Genomic DNA, 18,260 nt, shown 5'->3' on the forward strand with positions numbered 1-18,260 from the left:
GGCGGCGCCGCGGGCGTATCCGCACTAGCGTGGGCAGCGTGCGTGTGGCGACCTGGAACGTGAACTCCGTGAAGCAGCGGGTGCCGAGGCTGCTGCCGTGGCTGGACCAGCGGCAGCCGGACGTGGTGTGCCTGCAGGAGACCAAACTGTCCGACGAAGCCTTCCGTGACCTGCTCGGCGACGAGCTCGCGAACCGCGGCTACGAGACCGCCCTGGCCGGCGAACCGCGCTGGAACGGTGTCGCGATCCTGTCCCGGGTGGGCCTCGACGACGTCGTCACCGGTTTGGCGGGCGCGCCGGGCTTCCCGCACCCCGAGGCGCGCGCGGTGGCGGCGACCTGCGGCGGCGTCCGGATCCACTCGCTGTACGTGCCCAACGGCCGCACCCCCGGCTCCGACCACTACCAGTACAAGCTGGCGTGGCTGGCGGCGTTGCGGGAGGTCGTCGCCGGCGGCCCGGAAGCCGCCATGCTGTGCGGCGACATGAACATCGCGCCCGCCGACGCCGACGTCTTCGACCCCGCCGCTTACGAGGGCCACACCCACGTGACGGAACCGGAGCGCGCCGCCCTCGCCGCGCTCACCGACCTGGGCCTGCGGGACGTGGTCCGCGACCGCTGGCCGCACGAACGGGTCTTCACCTACTGGGACTACCGGGCCGGCATGTTCCACCAGGACCTCGGCATGCGCATCGACCTGGTGCTGGCCTCGGCCCCGGTGGCCGGCCGGGTGGCGGCGGCGTGGGTCGACCGGCACGCCCGCAAGGGCACCGGGCCGAGCGACCACGCCCCGGTGATCGTCGACCTGGACGAAGCCCCCGACGGCGACATCGGCCCGGTCGTGCCGCCGCCGTCCGCGCCACGGGGACGCAAGGGCAAGGTCACGCTGCCGCAGTCGAAGTGAGTCAGGCCGCGCTGCGCCACGCCCGGCGCAGCGCCACCTTGCCGCCCATCTGCAACAGCGCTCCCGAGTACAGCCGGGAGGCCAGCAGCACGACCAGCACCACCGACGCGCACAGCACGCCCAGCGAGAGCAGCGCCTCCCAGGTCTGGGCTTCGCCGGTGAACATGCGCACCGGCATCGCGACGGCGGCGGAGAACGGCAGGTAGGACAGGACCGCCAGCACGGAAGCGTTGCCGGAGAAGAACATCACCGCGAAGTAGGGCCCCATGACCAGCAGCATCACCAGGCCCATGCTGGATCCGAGGTCCTCCTGCCTGCTCACCACCGACCCGGCGACCGCCCACATCGCCGCCAGCAACACGAAACCCGCGCACACGAACGGCACGAACCAGCCCAGCGCGGGCGCGACGACCCCGAGGAGCGCCGTCTGGCCGCCGAGGGACAACGCGATCGGCGCGGCGACGGCGAGCACGACCAGCTGTCCCACGGCCAGGGCGGTGTGCCCCAGCACCTTCCCCGCCAGCAACGCCCGCACCGGCGCGGTCACCACGAGGATCTCCACGATGCGTGTCTGCTTCTCGGTGACGGTGCTCTGCGCGATGGCGATACCGCCCATGCCGATCAGGAAGAACACCAGCGCGAACACCATGATCACCAACTGCTGCGCGCCGTGCCCCACGGCACCGGGCTCGAGCAGCTCGACCGGCGGGGCGGTGCTCAGCGCCTGCACCACCTCGGTGGGCGTGCTGGACATCCCGAGCACGCGGATCCCACCGGCGTCCGGCAGGATCGCGGCGTCGACGTCCCCGGAGCGCACCAGTTCGCGGGCGGCGGCGACGTCGGCGACCTCGCGGACGTCGAGGTCCACACCGGACACCGTCTGCGCCGCGGCCGGTCCCACGACCGCGACGGACGGCGGGCCGCCGGCGAACACCGACGGCAGCACCGCGGCCGCGAACAGGCCGGCCACGATCAGCACGAGCCCGACCCAGAACCCCTTGGAACGCAGGAAGGTTCCGATCTCGCGCGCGGCCACCAGCCGGGTCTGCGCCCAGAACGAGGCGTCCTCGCCCAGGTCGGTCACGGACGTCATCACACGGCCTCCTTGAAGATCTCCTCGAGCGAGGGCACGACCGGCACGAAACTGCGCACTTCCCCGCGCCGCAGCGCGGACGCGAGCACCCGCTGCTCACCGCCCCCGTCACCGGTCAGGTCGAACACCGCCCGCGGGCCGTCGACCTCGACGACGTCGACGCCCGGCTCGTCCCGCACCCACCCCGCGTCACCGCCGACGACGATCTCGAACCGCGCCGTCCCGTACCGCGCGTGCAGCTCCTCGCGGGTCCCGCCGGCCTTGATGGTGCCGCCGGAGATGATCACCACGTCGTCGCACAGCCGCTCGACCAGCGAGAGCTGGTGGCTGGAGAACAGCACCGGCACACCTGCCGCGGCCCGTTCGCGCAGCACGCCCAGCACGATGTCGACGGCGAGCGGGTCCAGCCCGGAGAACGGCTCGTCCAGGATGAGCATGTCCGGGTCGTGCACGAGGGCGGCGGCGACCTGCGCCCGCTGCTGGTTGCCCAGCGACAGCTCCTCCAGCCGGTCACCCGCCCGGTCGGCCAGTTCCAGCTGCTCCAGGAGCTTGGCGGTGGCGGCGCGGGCCGCGGCCTCGCCGAGCCCGTGCATGCGGCCGAGCCAGGTGATCTGCTCACCGACCCTCATCTTCGGGTACAGCCCGCGTTCCTCGGGCATGTAGCCGAACCGCCTGCGCTGCGCGGGCGTCATCGGGCGGCCGCACCAGGTGACGGTGCCGCCGTGCGCGGCGAGGACGCCCAGCACGATCCGCATCGTCGTGGTCTTGCCCGACCCGTTCGCGCCGAGGAACCCGGTCATGCGCCCCGGACGGACCTCGAAGGACACGTCGTCGAGGACCCGGTGCTCGCCGAAACTCCGGGACAGGGAGGTCACGGTCAACATGTCCGGAAACGCTAGGCGCACGTGGCGTTCCGGGCGTCCGGCCGGAGATCGAATCCGCGGGTCCTCCTGGCGGAGGACCCCGCTCAGCCGCCGCCGGGGGCGACGATCCCGCGCTCGTAGGCGTACACCACGGCGGAGGTGCGGTCCCGCAGGCCGAGCTTGCGCAGGATCCGCGACACGTGCGTCTTGACGGTGGTCTCGCCGAGGACCAGCTCGGCGGCGATCTCGCCGTTGCTCGCGCCGCGCGCCATCAGCACCAGGACCTCGAACTCGCGGTCGGTCAGCTCCGGTGGGCGGTTCCCGGTCACCGGCGCGGGCGCGGCGAACCGGCTGATCACCCGCCGGGTCACCTCCGGGGAGAGCAGGGCGTCGCCCCGGGCGACCACGCGGACCGACTCGATGAGGTCCTCCGGCGAGGCGTTCTTGAGCAGGAACCCGCTCGCGCCCGCGCGCAACGCCTCGAACAGGTAGTCCTCCCGGTCGAACGTGGTCAGGATGACCACCTTGACCCCGGCCTCGGCGGGCCGGTCGCCGAGGATGCGGCGGGTGGCCTCCAGACCGTCGAGCCCGGGCATCTGCACATCCATCAGAACGACGTCGGCGGCGGTGCGCTCGACGACCGCGACCGCCTCGGCCCCGTCACGGGCTTCGCCGACGACCTCGATGCCCGGCTCCGTCCCAAGGATGACCCGGAAGCCCGCACGCACCAGGTCCTGGTCGTCGGCGAGCACCACCCGCAGTGTCACGGTCGCGTCAGCTCCTCACGGTCGGCGGCGCGGGTGGGCAGGCTGGCGCGGACCAGGAAACCGCCGTCGCGGCGCGGCCCGGCCTCGAACTCGCCGCCGTGCACGGCGACCCTCTCCCGCATGCCCCGCAGCCCGAACCCGCCGCCCGCGGTCATGGCGGCGCGGCCCCGCCCGTCGTCGGTGACCTCGACCTCCAGGCTGGTGTCGAGAAACCGCACCCGCACCTCCGCGGTGCGCGCGCCGGCGTGCTTGACCACATTGGTCAGTGCCTCCTGCGCGACCCGGTACGCCGTCAGCGCCACGCTGTCCGGGACCGGGCGCGGCTGCCCGTACTCGCCGTACCGCACCTCGACCCCGGCCGCCCTGGTCGCGGCGGCCAGCCGCGGCAGCTCCGCCAGCCCCGGCGAGGCCTCGTGGCCGGCGGCAGGATCCGGTTCGCCCCGCGGATCCGCGCGCAGCACGCCGAGCAGCCCGCGCAGCTCGCTGATCGCGGTGCGCGCGGTCTCCTCGACCGTGTGCAGCGCGGAGGCGGCCAGGTCCCGGTCGGTGCCGAGCACCCGGCGCGCCGCGGACGCCTGGATGCCCATGACGGACACGTGGTGGGCCACGACGTCGTGCAGGTCACGGGCGATGCGGATGCGCTCGGCGACGATGGCGCCGCGGGCGTTCTCCTCCTGCGAGGCCCGCAGCTGTTCCGCGCGCCGGGTCAGCTCCGCGCGGCCGCGCGCGGAACGCCACGCGAGATCGCCGAAGAAGTAGGCCGCCAGGAAGAACATCAGGTTGAACACGACCTGGTAGAGCACGGTCGCCAGCACCGGATCCAGCGGCCCGCGCGCGCCGGGGAACGGGCTGGGCTCGACGAGGAACCAGACGAGCCCCACGGCGAGCCAGGTGAACATCGCGACGATCACGGCGATGCGCGTCCACCGCGCCCACCGGCGGTCGCGCGCCCACGCGCCCGCGCTGTAGATGGCCAGGAACAACGCGACGGACGGCATGAACCCGTCACCGATGCGGCGTACCTGCGCGGCGATGAACACCACGCCCACCACGGCGAGCACGACCAGCGGGAACCGGCGGCGCAGCGCCAGCGGCAGGGTGAGCGCCGCGGTCCACACCAGCTGCTCGGTGAGCGACGGCGCGCTGCCGAACGCGTAGGCGCCCATGCTGTTGATCAGCACGAGCATCCCGGCCGAGGTAAGCAGGACCAGCAACGCCAGCAAGACGTCCTGACGCCGCTGCCGGGCGGTCGGACCGGGCCGCTGCCACCGGCTCCAGTCCGGCTCCTCCTCCGCTGTCCCCACCCGGCCAAACTACCTACCGGACGGCACCCGCACGACGGTGCCCTCGCCGTTGGCGGCCACGTACAGCGTCCCGTCCGGTGCGGCCGCGACGCCGGCGAAGCGGCCCGGCAACCCCGGCATCCCGTGTGCGAACAACGGTTCCCCTGCCGGCGGCAGGACAGCCAGGTCCTCGACCTCGACCCGGGTCTCGCCCGTGCCCAGGCCGACCGCCGTCAGACGGCCCACGCCGGCCTCGACCACGAACAACTCGTTCCCCCGCACGGCGATCCCCTGCGGCGCCTGGAGTCCCGCGGCCACGGGCAGCGCCTCCGGCAGCCGCAGCACCGCGCCGGCGGCCTCGTCGCTGACGTACCAGGTGCCGTCGGCCGCCGCGACGTCCACCGGCCGGGACAGCCCCTCCGCGAGCACGGTCAGCACGTCGTCCGCGTCGATCGCCACCACGCGGCCGGCCCCGGACTCGGCCACCACCAGCCGACCGTCCCCCACCGCGAGGCCCATCGGCTGCGCCAGTCCCGTCGCCCGCGTCCGCACCGTCCCCGTCGCCGGGTCGTAGGTGCGCACGTCGCCGTACTGGGAAGTGACGTGCAGCAGCGGGCCGTCCGCGGCGATGCCGTGGCTGAACACCAGCATCTCCCGCATCGTCACGCCCGTGTCGCCGACCCGGGTGACGCGGTAGTGGTCGGCGGCGGACACCGTGCCCGCCAGGTCGACGGTCACCCCGAACGGGCCGGCCAGACCGCGCGGCACGACCTCCCGCGACCGCCCGTCCGGGTGCACCTCGGCGATCCCGCCGCCGGCGAAGCTGGACACGAACATCCGGTTCTCGTCGTCGAACGCGGCGTTGTCCAGCCCCGCGATCCCGGTCTCCACAATGGACCGCCCGCCCGCGTCGATCCGCGTCACGATCCCCGCCCTGCCGCGCGACAGCACCAGCAGGGCGCCGCCCCGGTCGAACCGCACGGCGACCGGCTCGTGCACGCCGTCGGCCACGAGCTCCGCCGGGCCGCCGTCCGGTGGGACGCGGAAGACCTCGCCGGTCATCATGTGCGGGTAGTACAGGAACCCGTCCGGCCCGAGCTGCATCGCGTTGCCCATCGCCAGCCCGTCGGCGAGCACCACCGGCTCCCCGCCGCCGGGGAACAGCTCCAGCAGGCGGCCGCCCATCCGCATCTCGTTGACGAACAACCGGTCGCCCGCGCACGCGATGCCGTTGGGCAGCGCCACGTCGTCCGACACGAGCGCGTACTCCCCGTCCGGCGCGCGGCGCCACACCCGCCCCGGCACGAGGTCGGTGATGTACATCGACCCGTCGGCGCCGAACGCGAGGTCGTCCGGTGAGCGCACCGGGCTGTCCGCGCCGGCCACCACCTCGACGTCGCCCGAGGCGAGGTCCACCGCGCTGATCAGTCCACTGAGGAACTGCGCGACGTACAACCGGCCGTCCGGCCCGAACGCGACCCCGTTGGAGCCGCGCATCGGCGCCGGCGGGACGATCCGGCTACCCACCGAGCACCTCGGCCAGCCCGGGACCCCGGCGCCACTCGCGCAGCAGCTCGTGGAACGCGACCGGCCCCTCGCCGAAGGACTGGCGCTTGCGTGGCTTGCCTTCGTTGTTGTAGTAGCCGGGCGTGCAGTCGGCGAGGAACTGTTCCAGGTCGGGTGCGGTCCGCTCGATCGTGCGCAGCCACTCGTCCTCGGCCGCGACGGTCGGTTCGACCGTCGCACCGCGCTTGCGGGCTTCGGCGACGACCGCGCCGACGTGCGTGGCCTGCTCGTCCAGGACATGCACGAAGTTGACCGAGCTGGCGTTGTGCAGCGGGCCGAGGTGGAACAGGTTCGGAAACCCGTTGCTGTAGAAGCCGTGCAGCGTGCGCGGCCCGCTCCGCCAGCTGCCCAGCAGCGACTGCCCGTCCCGGCCGTGCACCGGCAGCCGTCCGGTCAGCACGTCGGACTTGCCGACCTCGAACCCGGTGGCGAAGATGATGCAGTCCACTTCGTACTCCTCGCCGCCGACGACGAGCGAGCTGCCGGTGATCCGCTCCACGCCACCGAAGTCGGCGGTGTCCACGAGCGTCACGTTGGGCCGGTTGAAGGTCTGCAGGTACTCGTCGCTGAACCCGGGCCGCTTGCACGCGTAGCGGTACCACGGCTTGAGCTTCTCGGCCGTGACCGGGTCCGCCACGAGCGCGTCCACGCGGGCACGCAGCTCGTTCATCTTGCGGAAATCGGCGAGCTCCTCCTCTTCGGGCGTCATCGTGCGCATCCCGGTCGGCGTGATGTTGCCCAGCAGCGCGGCGCTGCCGGTCCAGGAGTCGGACACCAGGTCCTCGTCCACCGGGTAGCCGCTGATCACGCGCAGGAAGTTCTCCCGGCGGCGCGACGCCCAGCCCGGTTCCAGCCGCGCGGCCCACTCCGGGTCCGTGCGCCGGTTGGCGCGGACGTCCACAGTAGACGGGGTGCGCTGGAAGACGTACAGGTGCGCGGCGTCGCGGCCGAGGTGCGGGACGACCTGCAGCCCGGTCGACCCGGTGCCGATCAGCGCGACCCGCTTGTCCGCGAGCCCGGTCAGGCCGCCGTTCGCGTCGCCGCCGGTGTAGCCGTAGTCCCAGCGGCTGGTGTGGAAGGTGTGGCCGCGAAAGGCCTCGATGCCCGGGATGCCGGGCAGCTTGGGCCGGTCGAGGGTGCCGTTGGAGACCACCACGTACCGCGCGCGGATGCGCTCGCCGCGGTCGGTGCTGACGATCCAGTGCGTTTCGTCCCAGCGCAGCTCGGTGACGCCGGTCTGGAAGCAGGCGTCGCGGTAGAGGTCGTAGTGCCTGCCGATCGCCTGCGCGTGCCGGAGGATCTCCGCGCCCGGGGCGTAGCGCCACTCCGGGACGTAGCCCAGCTCGTCCAGCAACGGGAGGTACACATAGGACTCGATGTCGCAGTGGATGCCGGGATAGCGGTTCCAGTACCAGGTGCCGCCGAAGTCCCCGGCCTTCTCGACGACCCGGATGCTCTCCACCCCGGCCTCGCGCAGGCGGGCGCCCGCGAGCAGGCCGCCGAAGCCGCCTCCGATCACCACCGCCTCGACCTCGTCGCGCAACGGCTCGCGGGTGAACCCGGGGTCGGCGTGCGGGTCGTCGGCGTAGTAGCCGAACGCGCCCTCGGCGCCCTGGTACTGGGCGGCGCCATCGGGCCGGATGCGGCGGTCGCGTTCGGCGCGGTACTTCGCGCGCAGCGCGGCCAGGTCGAGTTCCATGCAGAGCCCCCTGTTAAATCAACCGAGTGATTTAACAGTAGCAGCTCGGCCGATCAGGCACGGGCGAGGAAGTCGTCCACCAGGCGCGCGCAGAAGGCCGCGTCGCTGGGGCGCCGCAGGATCAGGGCGTTGAACAGCAGCGGGCCGACTAGCCGGGCGGCCGCGAAGTCGACGTCCTCCTCACCGGGCAGGCAGTCGGCGAGAACGGCGTCGAACGGACGCCGATAGGTGTCCACGACGTGCTCGCGCAGCGCGGCGAGCCGGCCGCGCTCGCCCTCGTCCGGCGCGCCCCCGCCGTCCAGGCCGATCGCGGCCATCCACACCAGCGCGGCCATCGCCGGAGCGCCCTCGATCTGCCCGGCCTGCGCCCGCACCAGGCGGAGCAGGCGCTCGCGCGGCGTGCCGCCGGCGGGCGGGTCCAGCGGTGGCAGCAGTTCACGGAAGGCCGCGGCCAGCAGTTCGGTGTTGTTCGGGAAATGCCGGTACAGCGTGGACCGGGCGACACCGCTGCGCGAGGTGACCGCCTCGATCGTCACCGCCCGGACGCCGCCCTCGGACAGCAGGGCGACGGCCGCGGACAGGATCGCCGAGCGCGACCGGTCCAGCCGCGGATCACGGCGGCCCGGCACCTGCTGCGTCGTCACGGCGGAATTCTCCCAGAGCTGTTTTCAGAACTGCCAGTACTGCTACGATACCGATGGTTTCGTTTCCTGTCGGAACGAGGTGGCATGCGCGTCGTCGCACGGTCCGGGCTCTCGTCGTCCTCGGCAGCGCGCCGCGCGTGGACCGTGGGCGTGATGTGCTCGGCGGTCGGCCTGGTGATCGCCATGGTCACCATCGTCAACACCGCGCTGCCCGCGCTGGCCGCGGACACCGGCGTCACGCAGGCGCAGCAGACCTGGATCGTGGACGTCTACACGCTGGTGCTGGCCGCGCTGGTGCTGCCGATGGGCGCGCTGGGCGACCGCTACGGCCGTCGCGGTGTGCTGGTGATCGGGCTGGTGGTGTTCGCGGCCGGTTGCGCCGCTCCCCTGCTCGCCGAATCGCCCGCCTGGCTGATCACGGCGCGGGCGCTGACCGGGCTGGGCGCGGCGATGATCATGCCCGCCACCCTGTCGATCATCAACGCGAGCTTCCCGCCCGAGCGCCGCGGGCGGGCGATCGGCATCTGGGCGGCGGTGGCGGGACTCGGCGGTCTGGGCGGATTGGTGATCGCCGGGTTGCTGCTGCAGCACTTCTCGTGGCATTCGGTGTTCCTCGGCCCGGCTGTGCTGTCCCTGCTGCTGGCGCTGGCCTGCGTGACGGTGCCGACCTCGCGCGAGCGGGTGCACCACCGATTCGACTCGGTCGGCGCCGTGCTCGGCGCGCTGGCTATCGGGGCGCTGGTGTTCGGCATCCTGCGGGCGGCGGACGTGGGGTGGGCCGACGCCGAGGTGATCGTGGCGCTGGCGGCCGGGGTCGTGCTCGGCGGGGTCTTCGCGTGGTTCGAGGCGCGGCACGCGGCGCCACTGCTGGACGTCCGGCTGTTCCGCAACCGCGCCTTCGCCACCGGGTCGGTGTCGGTGACCGTGCAGTTCACCGCGGCGTTCGGCGCGCTGTACGTGCTGGCGCAGTACCTGCAGCTGGTGCAGGGTTACGGGCCGCTGGCGTCCGGCCTGGTGCTGTGGCCGATCGCGGTGTCGCTGCTGCCGCTGTCGATGGCTTCGGCCCACGTCGCGCAGCGGATCGGGCTGGGCGCGCTGACCTGCCTCGGGCTGGTCGTCGTGGTCGCCGGGGTGCTGCTGCTGGGCCGGCTCGGGCCGGACAGCTCGTACCCGGAACTGGCGGTGGCGGTGTTCGTGCTCGGCGGCGGGCTCGGCCTCACCGCGCCCGCGGCCACCAGCGCGATCCTGGACAACGTGCCGCCGGACAAGTACGGCGTGGCGTCCGCGGTCAACGACGCGACGCGGGAAATCGGCGCGGCGCTGGGGATCGCGCTCGCCGGGAGCGTGCTGTCGGCGACCTACACCCCGGCGGTGCGCCCGGCGACGGAGGCGCTTCCGGCGGTGGCGCGGGAGGCCGCGGACGGGTCGCTCGCCGGGGCACTGGCGGTCGCCGGACAGCTGGGCCCGGCGGGCCGGCAGGTGGCCGACGCCGCGCGGGCCGCGTTCTCCGACGGGATGTGGTTCAGCCTGCTGGCGCTGGCGGGCATCGTCGCGGCCGGGGTCGTCGCCGCCGCGTGCCTGCGCCCACCGCGCTGATCAGCTCTCGTGCAGGATGACGCCACGGATGTTGCGTCCGGCGTGCATGTCGGCGTAGGCCTGGTTGACCTCGTCCAGCCGGTAGGTCGTCGTGATCAGCTCGTCGAGCTTGAGCGTGCCCGCCTGGTACATGCGGGCCAGCCGGGTGATCTCGTAACTCGGGGTGCCCATGCCGAAGATGACGCCCTGGATGCGTTTCTGCATCATCGACAGCGCCCACAGGTTGATCGGCAGGCCCTCGTCCTTGACGTCGCCGATGCCGGTGACCACGACCGTGCCGAACTTGCCGATCGCGTTGACCGCCTGCGCGACGTGGTCGCCGGTGGTGATGCCGACGGTGACCACGGCGGAGTGCGCGCCCTGCCCGTTGGTGACCGACCGGGCGAAGTCGGCGGCCTCGTCGATGTCGGCGAACGCGTGGGTGGCGCCGAACTCCAGAGCCTTGTCGCGCTTGAAGGCCACCGGGTCGACCGCGAGGACGTGCGCGGCGCCCCGGGCACGTGCGCCCTGCACCGCGTTCATGCCGACGCCGCCGACGCCCATCACGATCACCGTGTCCCCGGCCTTCACCTCGGCGCCGTACTCGGCCGAGCCCCAGCCGGTCGGCACCCCGCAGGAAAGCAGGGCGGCGACGTGGAACGGGATCTCCGGGTCGATCTTGGTGAGGGAGAACTCGGGCACGATCGCGTGCTGGGCGAAGGTGCCGACCATGGTCATCTGGGCGACGTCCGCGCCGTCCAGGTGGGCACGGTAGGTGCCGTCGGCCATGCAGCCGCTCAGGGCGTACATGCCGAGGTCGCAGAGGTTGCCGCGGCCGGACGAGCAGGCCTCGCAGCGCCCGCAGGAGGGCACGAACTGCGCGACGACGTGGTCCCCGACGGCGAGGTTGCGCACGCCCGGCCCGACCGCCTCGACGACGCCGGCGCCCTCGTGCCCGCCGATGAGCGGCAGGTGCGGCGTCGGCATGTCACCGGTGGTCGCGTGGTCGTCGGAGTGGCACAGGCCGGCCGCCGCGAAGCGGACCCGGACCTCGTGCTCCTTGGGCTCGTCCAGGTCGATGTCCACGATCTGCCACTTGCCCGGCTGTTCGAGCAGCGCGGCCGCACGGGTTCGCATCATTGCCCACCTTCCACCAATACAACGCCGACTGGCCGAAGGTAGAACAGGTTCTAATTCGCGTCAAGGAGCCGGCGGCGGCGTACGGTCCGGCGCTCCCGGCGCCGCCGGCCGTCCCGGCGGTGCACTGTCCGGTGTAGACGCCGCAGGGTCAGCGGCGCTGTCGCCGGCTTCCGCCGTGCCAGTCCTCCTGGATCCCGGCCTCGCCGGGCGGCACGCCGAACGCGGGCAGTTGCGGCCGTTCCCGCAGGCTGCGCTTGAGCTCGGCGAACCCGGGGAACCGGGACAACGCCACGACGTGCTCCCACAGTTCGAGGGCCTCGCGCTCGCCGGGCAGCCTGCTGATCACCGGGCCGAACAGCGCGGTGCCCCCGGGCGGCTCGAAGTGCAGGATCGGCGTGCCGACGTCCTTGCCGGTCAGCGTCAGCGCCTCGTCCGTCTCCGCCTGGATGACCGCGTCCCACGACGGGTCGTCGAGCGCGTCTGCGTAGTCCGCCGGCAGTCCCGTGCGGCTCAGCGCCCCGGTCGCCAGGTCGTGGACGCCGTGGTGCGTGGCCGCGGCCACGCCGCCGGGCACGGGCTCACGCTCGAAGGTCTCCTCCCCCAGCGCCTGGTAGAAGGCCCCGATCGGCTCCCGCCCGCGCTCGTGCCGGACGCGCGCGGCGACCCGCAACAGCCGCAGCCCCGCGGTGTGCCCGGCCTCGTACTCCGGCGGGAAATGGGCGTCGTAGTCGATGTGGGCGTTGAGCAGCCGCAGGGAGATGAACCGCCAGTCCACGTCGTAGTCGCGCTGCCGCTGCACGATCCGCACCCACTTGCTCGTCATCCAGGCGAACGGGCAGACGGGATCGAAGTAGAAGCGCAGGTCGGTGCCGGCCATGACGGCCACGGTACCCGCCCACCACCGGCCCTACGAGAACGCGCCCGTCAGGGTGTCCATCTTCGTGCCCGGCGGCGGCAGCTTCGGCAGGAAGTTCTTCTCCTTCGCGAACCCGATGTACTGCTGCACCTCGGGGGTGAGGCCCTTGTACTCGGCGTTGAGCACCAGATATTTGCGGATCGAGCGCTCGAACGGGTTGGACGAGTCGGGGAACTTCACGTCCGGGCTGACGTCGACCCGGTACTCGACGGTCAGGTTCTGGATGTCCTTGCGGACCTTGTCGAACTGGCTCGGGTCGAACCCGGCCCGTCCCAGCTGCGCGTCCGTCGGGATCTGGCTCTTGAGCTGGTCGAGCCGGATGTTGGCGTTCTTCAACGGACCCTCGAACGTGCCCGACATGTTCTTGTTCGCCGTGGACGTCAGCGGCGTCATGTTGCTCGAGATGCCCGGGCCACCGAGGTTGTCGTTCTGCAGGTGACCGCGGATCCAGCGGTTGTCGCCGTCGGGGTTGTACCCGTTGACCTTCGACAGCTCGTCCTGCAGCTCCTTGCTGTAGTTCGAGTGCTTGGTCTTGTTGAGGTCGATGACGTCGGTGAGCTCGCCCGGCTGCGGCTTGGACCCGCCGGGACGCGGGCTGCCGTCGAGCACCTGCGGACCGGACGTGGTGCCGCCGCCCTGCGAGGTGAACCGGCCGCTGACCGGGTCCCTCGTGCCCCTCGGCGGAGCCGGCGTCGACGGTCCGGCCGAGGACGTGCTGCCGGAGGTGCTGCCCTTCTTCGGCTTCGTCTTCGGGTACGGCGTGAACGACGGCGCCGGGGTCTTCTGCGCACTGCACTTGCCCGCGGTGGAGCGGCCGGAGAACCGCCGGAAGTCGCCGGGGTCGAACCCGCCGCCGGTGAGGCCGAGCGGGTCGGACTGCATCAGCGGGTCGGCCACATACGCCAGCGGGTTCGGCGCCGGGTTGAGGCCCAGCGGGTCGGGCGAGACGAACCGGCCGGTGGCCGGGTCGTAGTAGCGGAACACGTTGAAGTGCAGCCCGGTCTCCGCGTCGTGGTACTGCCCGGGGAACCGCAGCGGCGTCGCGTCGCCGTCCCCACCCCGGGTCAGGCCCCACAGCGTCGTGCGCAGCGGCCGGACCGTGCCGTCGCCGAGGTCGACCGCCTCGACCGGCGTGCCGACGTCGTCGGTGACCAGGACGGACACCCGGGTGATCCCGTCCGGTCCGGTGACCGCCTGCGCCACCGGCCTGCCGTCGTCCGGGTGGTGCACCCACGTCAGCACCGACACCAGCGCACCGCGCACGGTGTGCAGGGCCTCGACGAGGGTGTTGCCGTCCCAGACGAACTCGACCCGCTCGGCGACCGTGCCGTCCGGCTCCAGGCGCTGCTTGGCGACCCGGCGGTCCATCGGGTCGTAGAGGTAGTGCCACACCGCGCCGTCCGGGGTGCGGACGCCGGTCAGGTGGTCGTGGGCGTCCCAGGTGAACGACCAGGTGAGCTCACCGGCCGGGCCGGGCACCGTGCGCCGGACCAGCCGTCCCTGCGCGTCGTGGTCGTACCGCACCGCGCCGGCGGCTTCGACGAGACCACCGCGGTAGTGCCGAGGGCCCGCCTCCGCCCCGCCGCCGGGCTGGGACAGCACGACGTTGCCGAGCACGTCGTAGGCGTAGCGTTCGGTGTGGCCGGGCGTGTGCACGGCGGTGACGCGGCCGAGCCGGTCGAACTCGTAGCGGGCGCCGCCCGACGGGTCCTCCCGCGCCTCGATGCTACCGTCGGGCCGCCGGTGGTAGCGCCACGTGCCGGCCGGGGTCTGCTGCGCGAGCAGCCTGCCGCGCGCGTCGAAGTCCCTGCGCACCACGGGTGTGGCGCCCGCGTTGGCCGCGACCGTGCGGCCGTTCTCGTCGCGGTGCAGGGTCAGTGTCGTACCGCCGACGGTGAGGTTGTCCACCCCGCTCTCGGAACGTCCCCAGTGGACGTCCACTCCGGACGGTGTGCGCCGGCTGGTGGCGAACGCGTCCGGGTAGCCGAAGGTGGTGGTGCGGCCGGCGGCGGTCTGGCGCACCACCCGGCCCTCGTCGTCGCGCTCCAGGATGATCTCCGCGCCCGGGCCCGCGACGTGCACCAGCCTGCCCACCGGGTCGTGGCGGTAGGTCTCGGTCACGCCGGCCGCGGTGCGCTCGGTCAGGTTGCCGAGCGCGTCGTAACGGTAGTCCACGACCTCACCCGCGGCGTTGACCAACCGGACCAGCTGCCCCGCCGCGTCGTAGGAGCACTGCGTGGTGCGGCCGTCGAAGTCGGTCTGACCGGTCAGCCGCCCCTCGGCGTCGTAGGTGAACGTCCAGGTCTGACCCGCCGGGTTGGTCACGGCCGTCAGGCGCAGTTCGGTGTCGTACTGGCGGAGCGTGCGTGCGCCGGTGGCGTCCACCGTGCCCGTGACGATGGCGAACGGACCGCGCTCGGTGACGGTCACCCGGTTCAGGGCGTCGGTGTGCGACGTCTCGCCACCCTCACCGTCGTAGGTCCACTGCCGCCGCGCGCCGTCGGCGGTCGTGACCGCCCGCAGGTCGCCCTCCACCGTCCAGGCCAGGGTGACCGGGCCGCCGGGTTCGCGCAGCACGCGCGGGCGGCCGAACAGGTCCTCCTCGACCGCGGGCCCGCCCTGCGCCGGGGTCCGCCCCGCCTCGTCGTCGTCCTCTTCGGACACTCCGAGCGGGGTGGTGTACGGGTCGGGCACCGGCTCGGTGTAGCGGCGCCGGAACGTGCGGCCGCCCTCGGTGACCGCGATCTCCAGCGCGGTGGCCGTGTGCTCGACGATCACGACGCGGCTGCCGTCCGGGCGCACGACCGCGCGCAGGACCCCCGCCGCGTCGTGCTCGAACTCGGTCCGCCTGCCGAGCGGGTCGGTCCGGGCACGCAGGAGGCGGTTCGGGCCCCACTCGCTGCGGGTGACCGCGCCCAGCTTGTCGGTCTCGGCGACGAGGTTGCCCTCGACGTCGAACTCGAAGGTCTTGCGGTGCCCCAGCGAGTCGGTGGTCGTGGTGCGGCCCGGGGCGTACTCCAGCGCGCCGTCGAGGAAACCGCGGTCGCCGACCGTGCGCACGCAGCGCCCGGCGTCGTCGTAGACGTAGCGGTACCACGAGCCGTTGTGGTCGGTCCAGCCGGTGATCCGGCCCGCGGGGTCGTGCTCGTACAGCGCAGGCCGGGGGGTGGAGTTCCACCGGCGGGCGAGGTGGCCGTGCTCGTCGTAGTCGTAGCGGGCGACCGGGACGGCCCCCGCCGGGGAGAGCGCGCGGACGGACCGGACGCGGCCGTCCGCGATGTCGAAGGCGATCCGCGCGCCGGCCGAGTGGGTCAGCAGGACCGGCGTGCCGTCGGCGTCCCGGTCCAGGACGACGAACTCGCCGTCCTCGGTGCGCACCTCACGCAGCAGCAGCTCGTCCCGGGCGCCCGGGGCGAACGTGAACCGCCGGGTGAGGCCGCGGCCGGGATCGGTGACCACGTAGTCGTCGGCGTCGGCGTGCAGCAGGCGCACCGGGCCCTGCTGGACACCGGCGGACCGGCCGGGCGCCGGGACCGGGAAGCTCAGCACCATCGCGTCCGCGGAGTGGTAGCGCACCGTGCCCGCCGCCACGGTCAGTCGTTCGTCCAGGAGGGACGTCCACGACGGACCGAACCAGCGACCGTCCCGGTAGGACGAAACGTGGTTGCGCGTGATGAGTTCGCCGAGCGCTCCGGGGACCACCAGGTCCACCTCGGTGAGCAGGACGTCGCCGGTCGCGACGTCGATGGGGTCGAACTCGCAGTCCTTCTTGCCCGCCTCCTTCGTCGTGGCCGGGTTGCCCTTCGTGGTGCCGCCCGCTGACGACGCGGTGGTGGAGTCGCCGGGCTTCGGCGGGTCCTGGACCTTCGGCGGCGCGCTCTTCGGGGTGCCACCGGCCGAGGACGGCGTGGTCCCGCCGTCGAGCTTCGGCGGCGCCGACACGGGGGCCGGGCCGGCCTCGGGCGCGGACTTGGGCGTGCCGCCCGGCGGCGGGCCGTCCAGCTTGGGCGGTGCCGAGACCGGCGCGGTGTCCGGTGTGGACGATGCCTTGGTCGTGTCGCCCGGGGTGTCGTTGAGCTTGGGCGGCGGGGCGACCTTGTTCGCGTCCGGCGGCGGGGTCTTCGCCGTGCTGTTCGGGATGGTGCCGCCGCCCTTGCCCGCCATCGGGTCGACGCTCTTCGGGCCCGCGGGGAGGTCGCCCGGCTTGGCCGACGTCGGCGGCTTGTCGGTCTTGATCTTCTTCAGCTTGCCCGCGGTGTCAGTGAAGATGCCGCCGGCCTTCTTCAGCAGCTCCGAGAGCGCCTTCAGCGCGTGGGTCAGCTTCCCGGTGAGGTCGGCGATCTTGGCGGCGGTCTTGGCGACCTCGCTGATCACCTGCGGCACGACCCACGCCAGCGCGATGCCGAGGGTGGCGATCACCTGCAGGGCCCACGAGATCATGTGCCCGACGACTTCGGCGATGATGTCGCGCACCAGGGTCCGCACGGCGGCGACGACGGTGCCCGCGGTCTCGATGCCGCTGGCGGTGCCTTCACCGGCTTCCTTCGCCGCGGCGAGCAGGTCGCCGACGTCCTTGGCCTGCTGCCGGTAGGTGTCGGCGGACGGGCCGGTCCAGCCGGTCAGGTCGGTGTTGACCGCGTTGGCCAGGTCGGTGCCGATCTCGCCCAGCTCGGTGGCGATGTTCTGCCACGTCTCGGAGTGGGCCTTGACGGCGTCCGGGTTGCCCGCCAGCGCGTCGAGGGCGTCCTTGAGCGGGCCGACGTGCTCGATGAGCCAGCCGACGCCGGCGGCGAGGATCGAGCCGAACGGGTCGAGCACGAACCCGAGCGCGTCGAGCCCGGCCGCGGCGGCCCCCAGCGCGCCGGAGGCCCAGTCGCCGCTTTCGATGGCCTTCTTGAGGTCCTGCGCGCCCTCCAGGAGGGAGATCCCCGAGATCGCGGTCGTCGAGCTCTGCTCTTGCGCGACCAGGGGGTTCACCACGGGTTGTTCTCCTCGTCGTCGTCCGTGCGGGCCTGCGGCCCCTCCTCGGCGGGTTCGGCGGCCGCCTGCTCGTCGTCTTCGCCTGCGTCCGGATCGGGGAACCGGCTGCGCAGGTTGTCGACCAGCAGCGAGCGCGTCTGCGGGTCCTCGTCGCCGACCTCCTCCTGCATCACCTCGGCGACCCGCGCGGCGATGCCCGCCTGCGCGCGGCGCATGGTGGCCAGGATCTGCGCGGACAGCTCGTCCAGCGGCATGGTGCGGGCCCGCCCGGACAGGTCCAGATCGGTGACGCTGCCGTCGGCGCGGACCGTGACGCGCACCGAGCCGTCGGTGTTGGCCGAGGTCAGCCGGATCTCCTCGGTGCGCGCCTGCGCCGCGCGGTAGCGCTCGGCCTTCTCCGCCAGCCCCTGCGCCCACGCGTTCATCCGCGCGGCCGCCTCGTCGGGGTCGCGCATGAGGTCGCCCAGTCCGTTCGCCGAAGTCACCGGATCACCGTGCCGATCCGCGGGGTCACCGGGGTGGCCTCGCGCAGCTGCCGCTCGAACGGCTCGGCGTTGGTCGCGTCCTGTTCCTCGTAGCCGGTGGCCGCGGTGCGGATGTTCTCCGCGATGATCCGCACGCCCTCGGCCGCGGCCTTGAGCGCCTCGACCGCGTCGCCTTGTGTCGTCGCGTTCACGATCGGCGGCAGGAAGGCGCAGAGCAGGCCGTAGGCGGAGTCGTCCATGACGACCGTGTTGGCGGCGTCCACCGCGGTGTTCAGCCGGTCGGACAGGGCGTCGAGGTGACTGCCGTGCGTGCGCAGCTCGTCGGGGTCGACTTCGTAGGACACGAG

At 73.0% G+C, this 18,260-nt stretch carries 14 protein-coding genes; 2 read left to right on the plus strand and 12 right to left on the minus strand.

Annotation, left to right across the window (positions count from 1 at the left end; translation table 11 throughout):
* Positions 1-29: 29 nt before the first annotated feature.
* Positions 30-902 carry an exodeoxyribonuclease III gene (locus tag AMYTH_RS0116030; RefSeq protein ID WP_027931185.1) on the plus strand — a complete coding sequence of 291 codons (873 nt, stop codon included), beginning with the start codon at positions 30-32 and terminating at the stop codon, positions 900-902.
* Position 903: 1 nt separating this feature from the next.
* Here AMYTH_RS0116030 and AMYTH_RS0116035 read toward each other — a convergent pair whose 3' ends face one another.
* The 7 genes from AMYTH_RS0116035 to AMYTH_RS0116065 all read right to left on the minus strand — a co-directional run bounded on the left by AMYTH_RS0116035 (position 904) and on the right by AMYTH_RS0116065 (position 8,817).
* Positions 904-1,995, minus strand: coding sequence for an ABC transporter permease (locus AMYTH_RS0116035; RefSeq protein ID WP_027931186.1), 1,092 nt, complete (start codon positions 1,993-1,995; stop codon positions 904-906).
* On the minus strand, positions 1,995-2,879 hold the full coding sequence (locus AMYTH_RS0116040) for an ABC transporter ATP-binding protein (protein WP_027931187.1): 885 nt from the start codon (positions 2,877-2,879) through the stop codon (positions 1,995-1,997). The genes AMYTH_RS0116035 and AMYTH_RS0116040 overlap by 1 nt, the downstream gene beginning before the upstream one ends.
* An 83-nt stretch (positions 2,880-2,962) precedes the next feature.
* Positions 2,963-3,625 (minus strand): response regulator, encoded by a 663-nt coding sequence (locus tag AMYTH_RS0116045; RefSeq protein WP_027931188.1) that lies wholly within the window; start codon positions 3,623-3,625, stop codon positions 2,963-2,965.
* Complete coding sequence (locus AMYTH_RS0116050) at positions 3,622-4,929, minus strand: sensor histidine kinase (RefSeq protein ID WP_027931189.1); 1,308 nt, start codon at positions 4,927-4,929, stop codon at positions 3,622-3,624. Before AMYTH_RS0116050 ends, AMYTH_RS0116045 begins: the two co-directional genes overlap by 4 nt.
* Positions 4,930-4,938: 9 nt before the next feature.
* Entirely contained in the window at positions 4,939-6,435 is a 1,497-nt protein-coding gene (locus AMYTH_RS45005; protein ID WP_051362699.1) for an outer membrane protein assembly factor BamB family protein, read from the minus strand.
* On the minus strand, positions 6,428-8,173 hold the full coding sequence (locus AMYTH_RS45010; RefSeq protein WP_037322564.1) for a flavin-containing monooxygenase: 1,746 nt from the start codon (positions 8,171-8,173) through the stop codon (positions 6,428-6,430). The genes AMYTH_RS45005 and AMYTH_RS45010 overlap by 8 nt, the downstream gene beginning before the upstream one ends.
* A 53-nt stretch (positions 8,174-8,226) precedes the next feature.
* The gene (locus tag AMYTH_RS0116065; protein WP_027931190.1) at positions 8,227-8,817 is read right to left on the minus strand and encodes a TetR/AcrR family transcriptional regulator; all 591 of its coding nucleotides are present in this window, start codon (positions 8,815-8,817) and stop codon (positions 8,227-8,229) included.
* An 84-nt stretch (positions 8,818-8,901) separates the two neighbouring features.
* Between AMYTH_RS0116065 and AMYTH_RS45015 the strand changes: the two genes are divergently transcribed.
* Positions 8,902-10,413 (plus strand): MFS transporter, encoded by a 1,512-nt coding sequence (locus AMYTH_RS45015; RefSeq protein ID WP_037322565.1) that lies wholly within the window; start codon positions 8,902-8,904, stop codon positions 10,411-10,413.
* Here AMYTH_RS45015 and AMYTH_RS0116075 read toward each other — a convergent pair whose 3' ends face one another.
* From AMYTH_RS0116075 to AMYTH_RS0116095, 5 genes are all read right to left on the minus strand, one after another.
* On the minus strand, positions 10,414-11,532 hold the full coding sequence (locus AMYTH_RS0116075; RefSeq protein WP_027931191.1) for an NDMA-dependent alcohol dehydrogenase: 1,119 nt from the start codon (positions 11,530-11,532) through the stop codon (positions 10,414-10,416).
* Between the two features lie 148 nt (positions 11,533-11,680).
* Positions 11,681-12,409, minus strand: a complete 729-nt coding sequence (locus AMYTH_RS0116080; RefSeq protein ID WP_027931192.1) for a mycothiol-dependent nitroreductase Rv2466c family protein — start codon at positions 12,407-12,409, stop codon at positions 11,681-11,683.
* 30 nt (positions 12,410-12,439) lie between these two features.
* Complete coding sequence (locus AMYTH_RS45020) at positions 12,440-17,428, minus strand: RHS repeat-associated core domain-containing protein (RefSeq protein ID WP_037322566.1); 4,989 nt, start codon at positions 17,426-17,428, stop codon at positions 12,440-12,442.
* Positions 17,422-17,913 (minus strand): YbaB/EbfC family nucleoid-associated protein, encoded by a 492-nt coding sequence (locus tag AMYTH_RS0116090; protein WP_027931193.1) that lies wholly within the window; start codon positions 17,911-17,913, stop codon positions 17,422-17,424. The genes AMYTH_RS45020 and AMYTH_RS0116090 overlap by 7 nt, the downstream gene beginning before the upstream one ends.
* Positions 17,910-18,257 carry a type VII secretion target gene (locus AMYTH_RS0116095; protein WP_027931194.1) on the minus strand — a complete coding sequence of 116 codons (348 nt, stop codon included), beginning with the start codon at positions 18,255-18,257 and terminating at the stop codon, positions 17,910-17,912. The genes AMYTH_RS0116090 and AMYTH_RS0116095 overlap by 4 nt, the downstream gene beginning before the upstream one ends.
* Between the last annotated feature and the right edge of the window lie 3 nt (positions 18,258-18,260).

The organism is Amycolatopsis thermoflava N1165, from assembly GCF_000473265.1.
In the GTDB taxonomy this organism is placed as follows: Bacteria; Actinomycetota; Actinomycetes; order Mycobacteriales; family Pseudonocardiaceae; genus Amycolatopsis_E; species Amycolatopsis_E thermoflava.

Excerpts from the sequence above, each read along its gene's own strand:
- AMYTH_RS0116075 (WP_027931191.1), bottom strand. The coding sequence starts at position 11,532 with ATGATGCGAACCCGTGCGGCCGCGCTGCTCGAACAGCCGGGCAAGTGG.
- AMYTH_RS0116080 (WP_027931192.1), bottom strand. The coding sequence starts at position 12,409 with ATGGCCGGCACCGACCTGCGCTTCTACTTCGATCCCGTCTGCCCGTTC.
- AMYTH_RS45010 (WP_037322564.1), bottom strand. The coding sequence starts at position 8,173 with ATGGAACTCGACCTGGCCGCGCTGCGCGCGAAGTACCGCGCCGAACGC.
- AMYTH_RS45015 (WP_037322565.1), top strand. The coding sequence starts at position 8,902 with ATGCGCGTCGTCGCACGGTCCGGGCTCTCGTCGTCCTCGGCAGCGCGC.
- AMYTH_RS0116035 (WP_027931186.1), bottom strand. The coding sequence starts at position 1,995 with ATGACGTCCGTGACCGACCTGGGCGAGGACGCCTCGTTCTGGGCGCAG.
- AMYTH_RS0116040 (WP_027931187.1), bottom strand. The coding sequence starts at position 2,879 with ATGTTGACCGTGACCTCCCTGTCCCGGAGTTTCGGCGAGCACCGGGTC.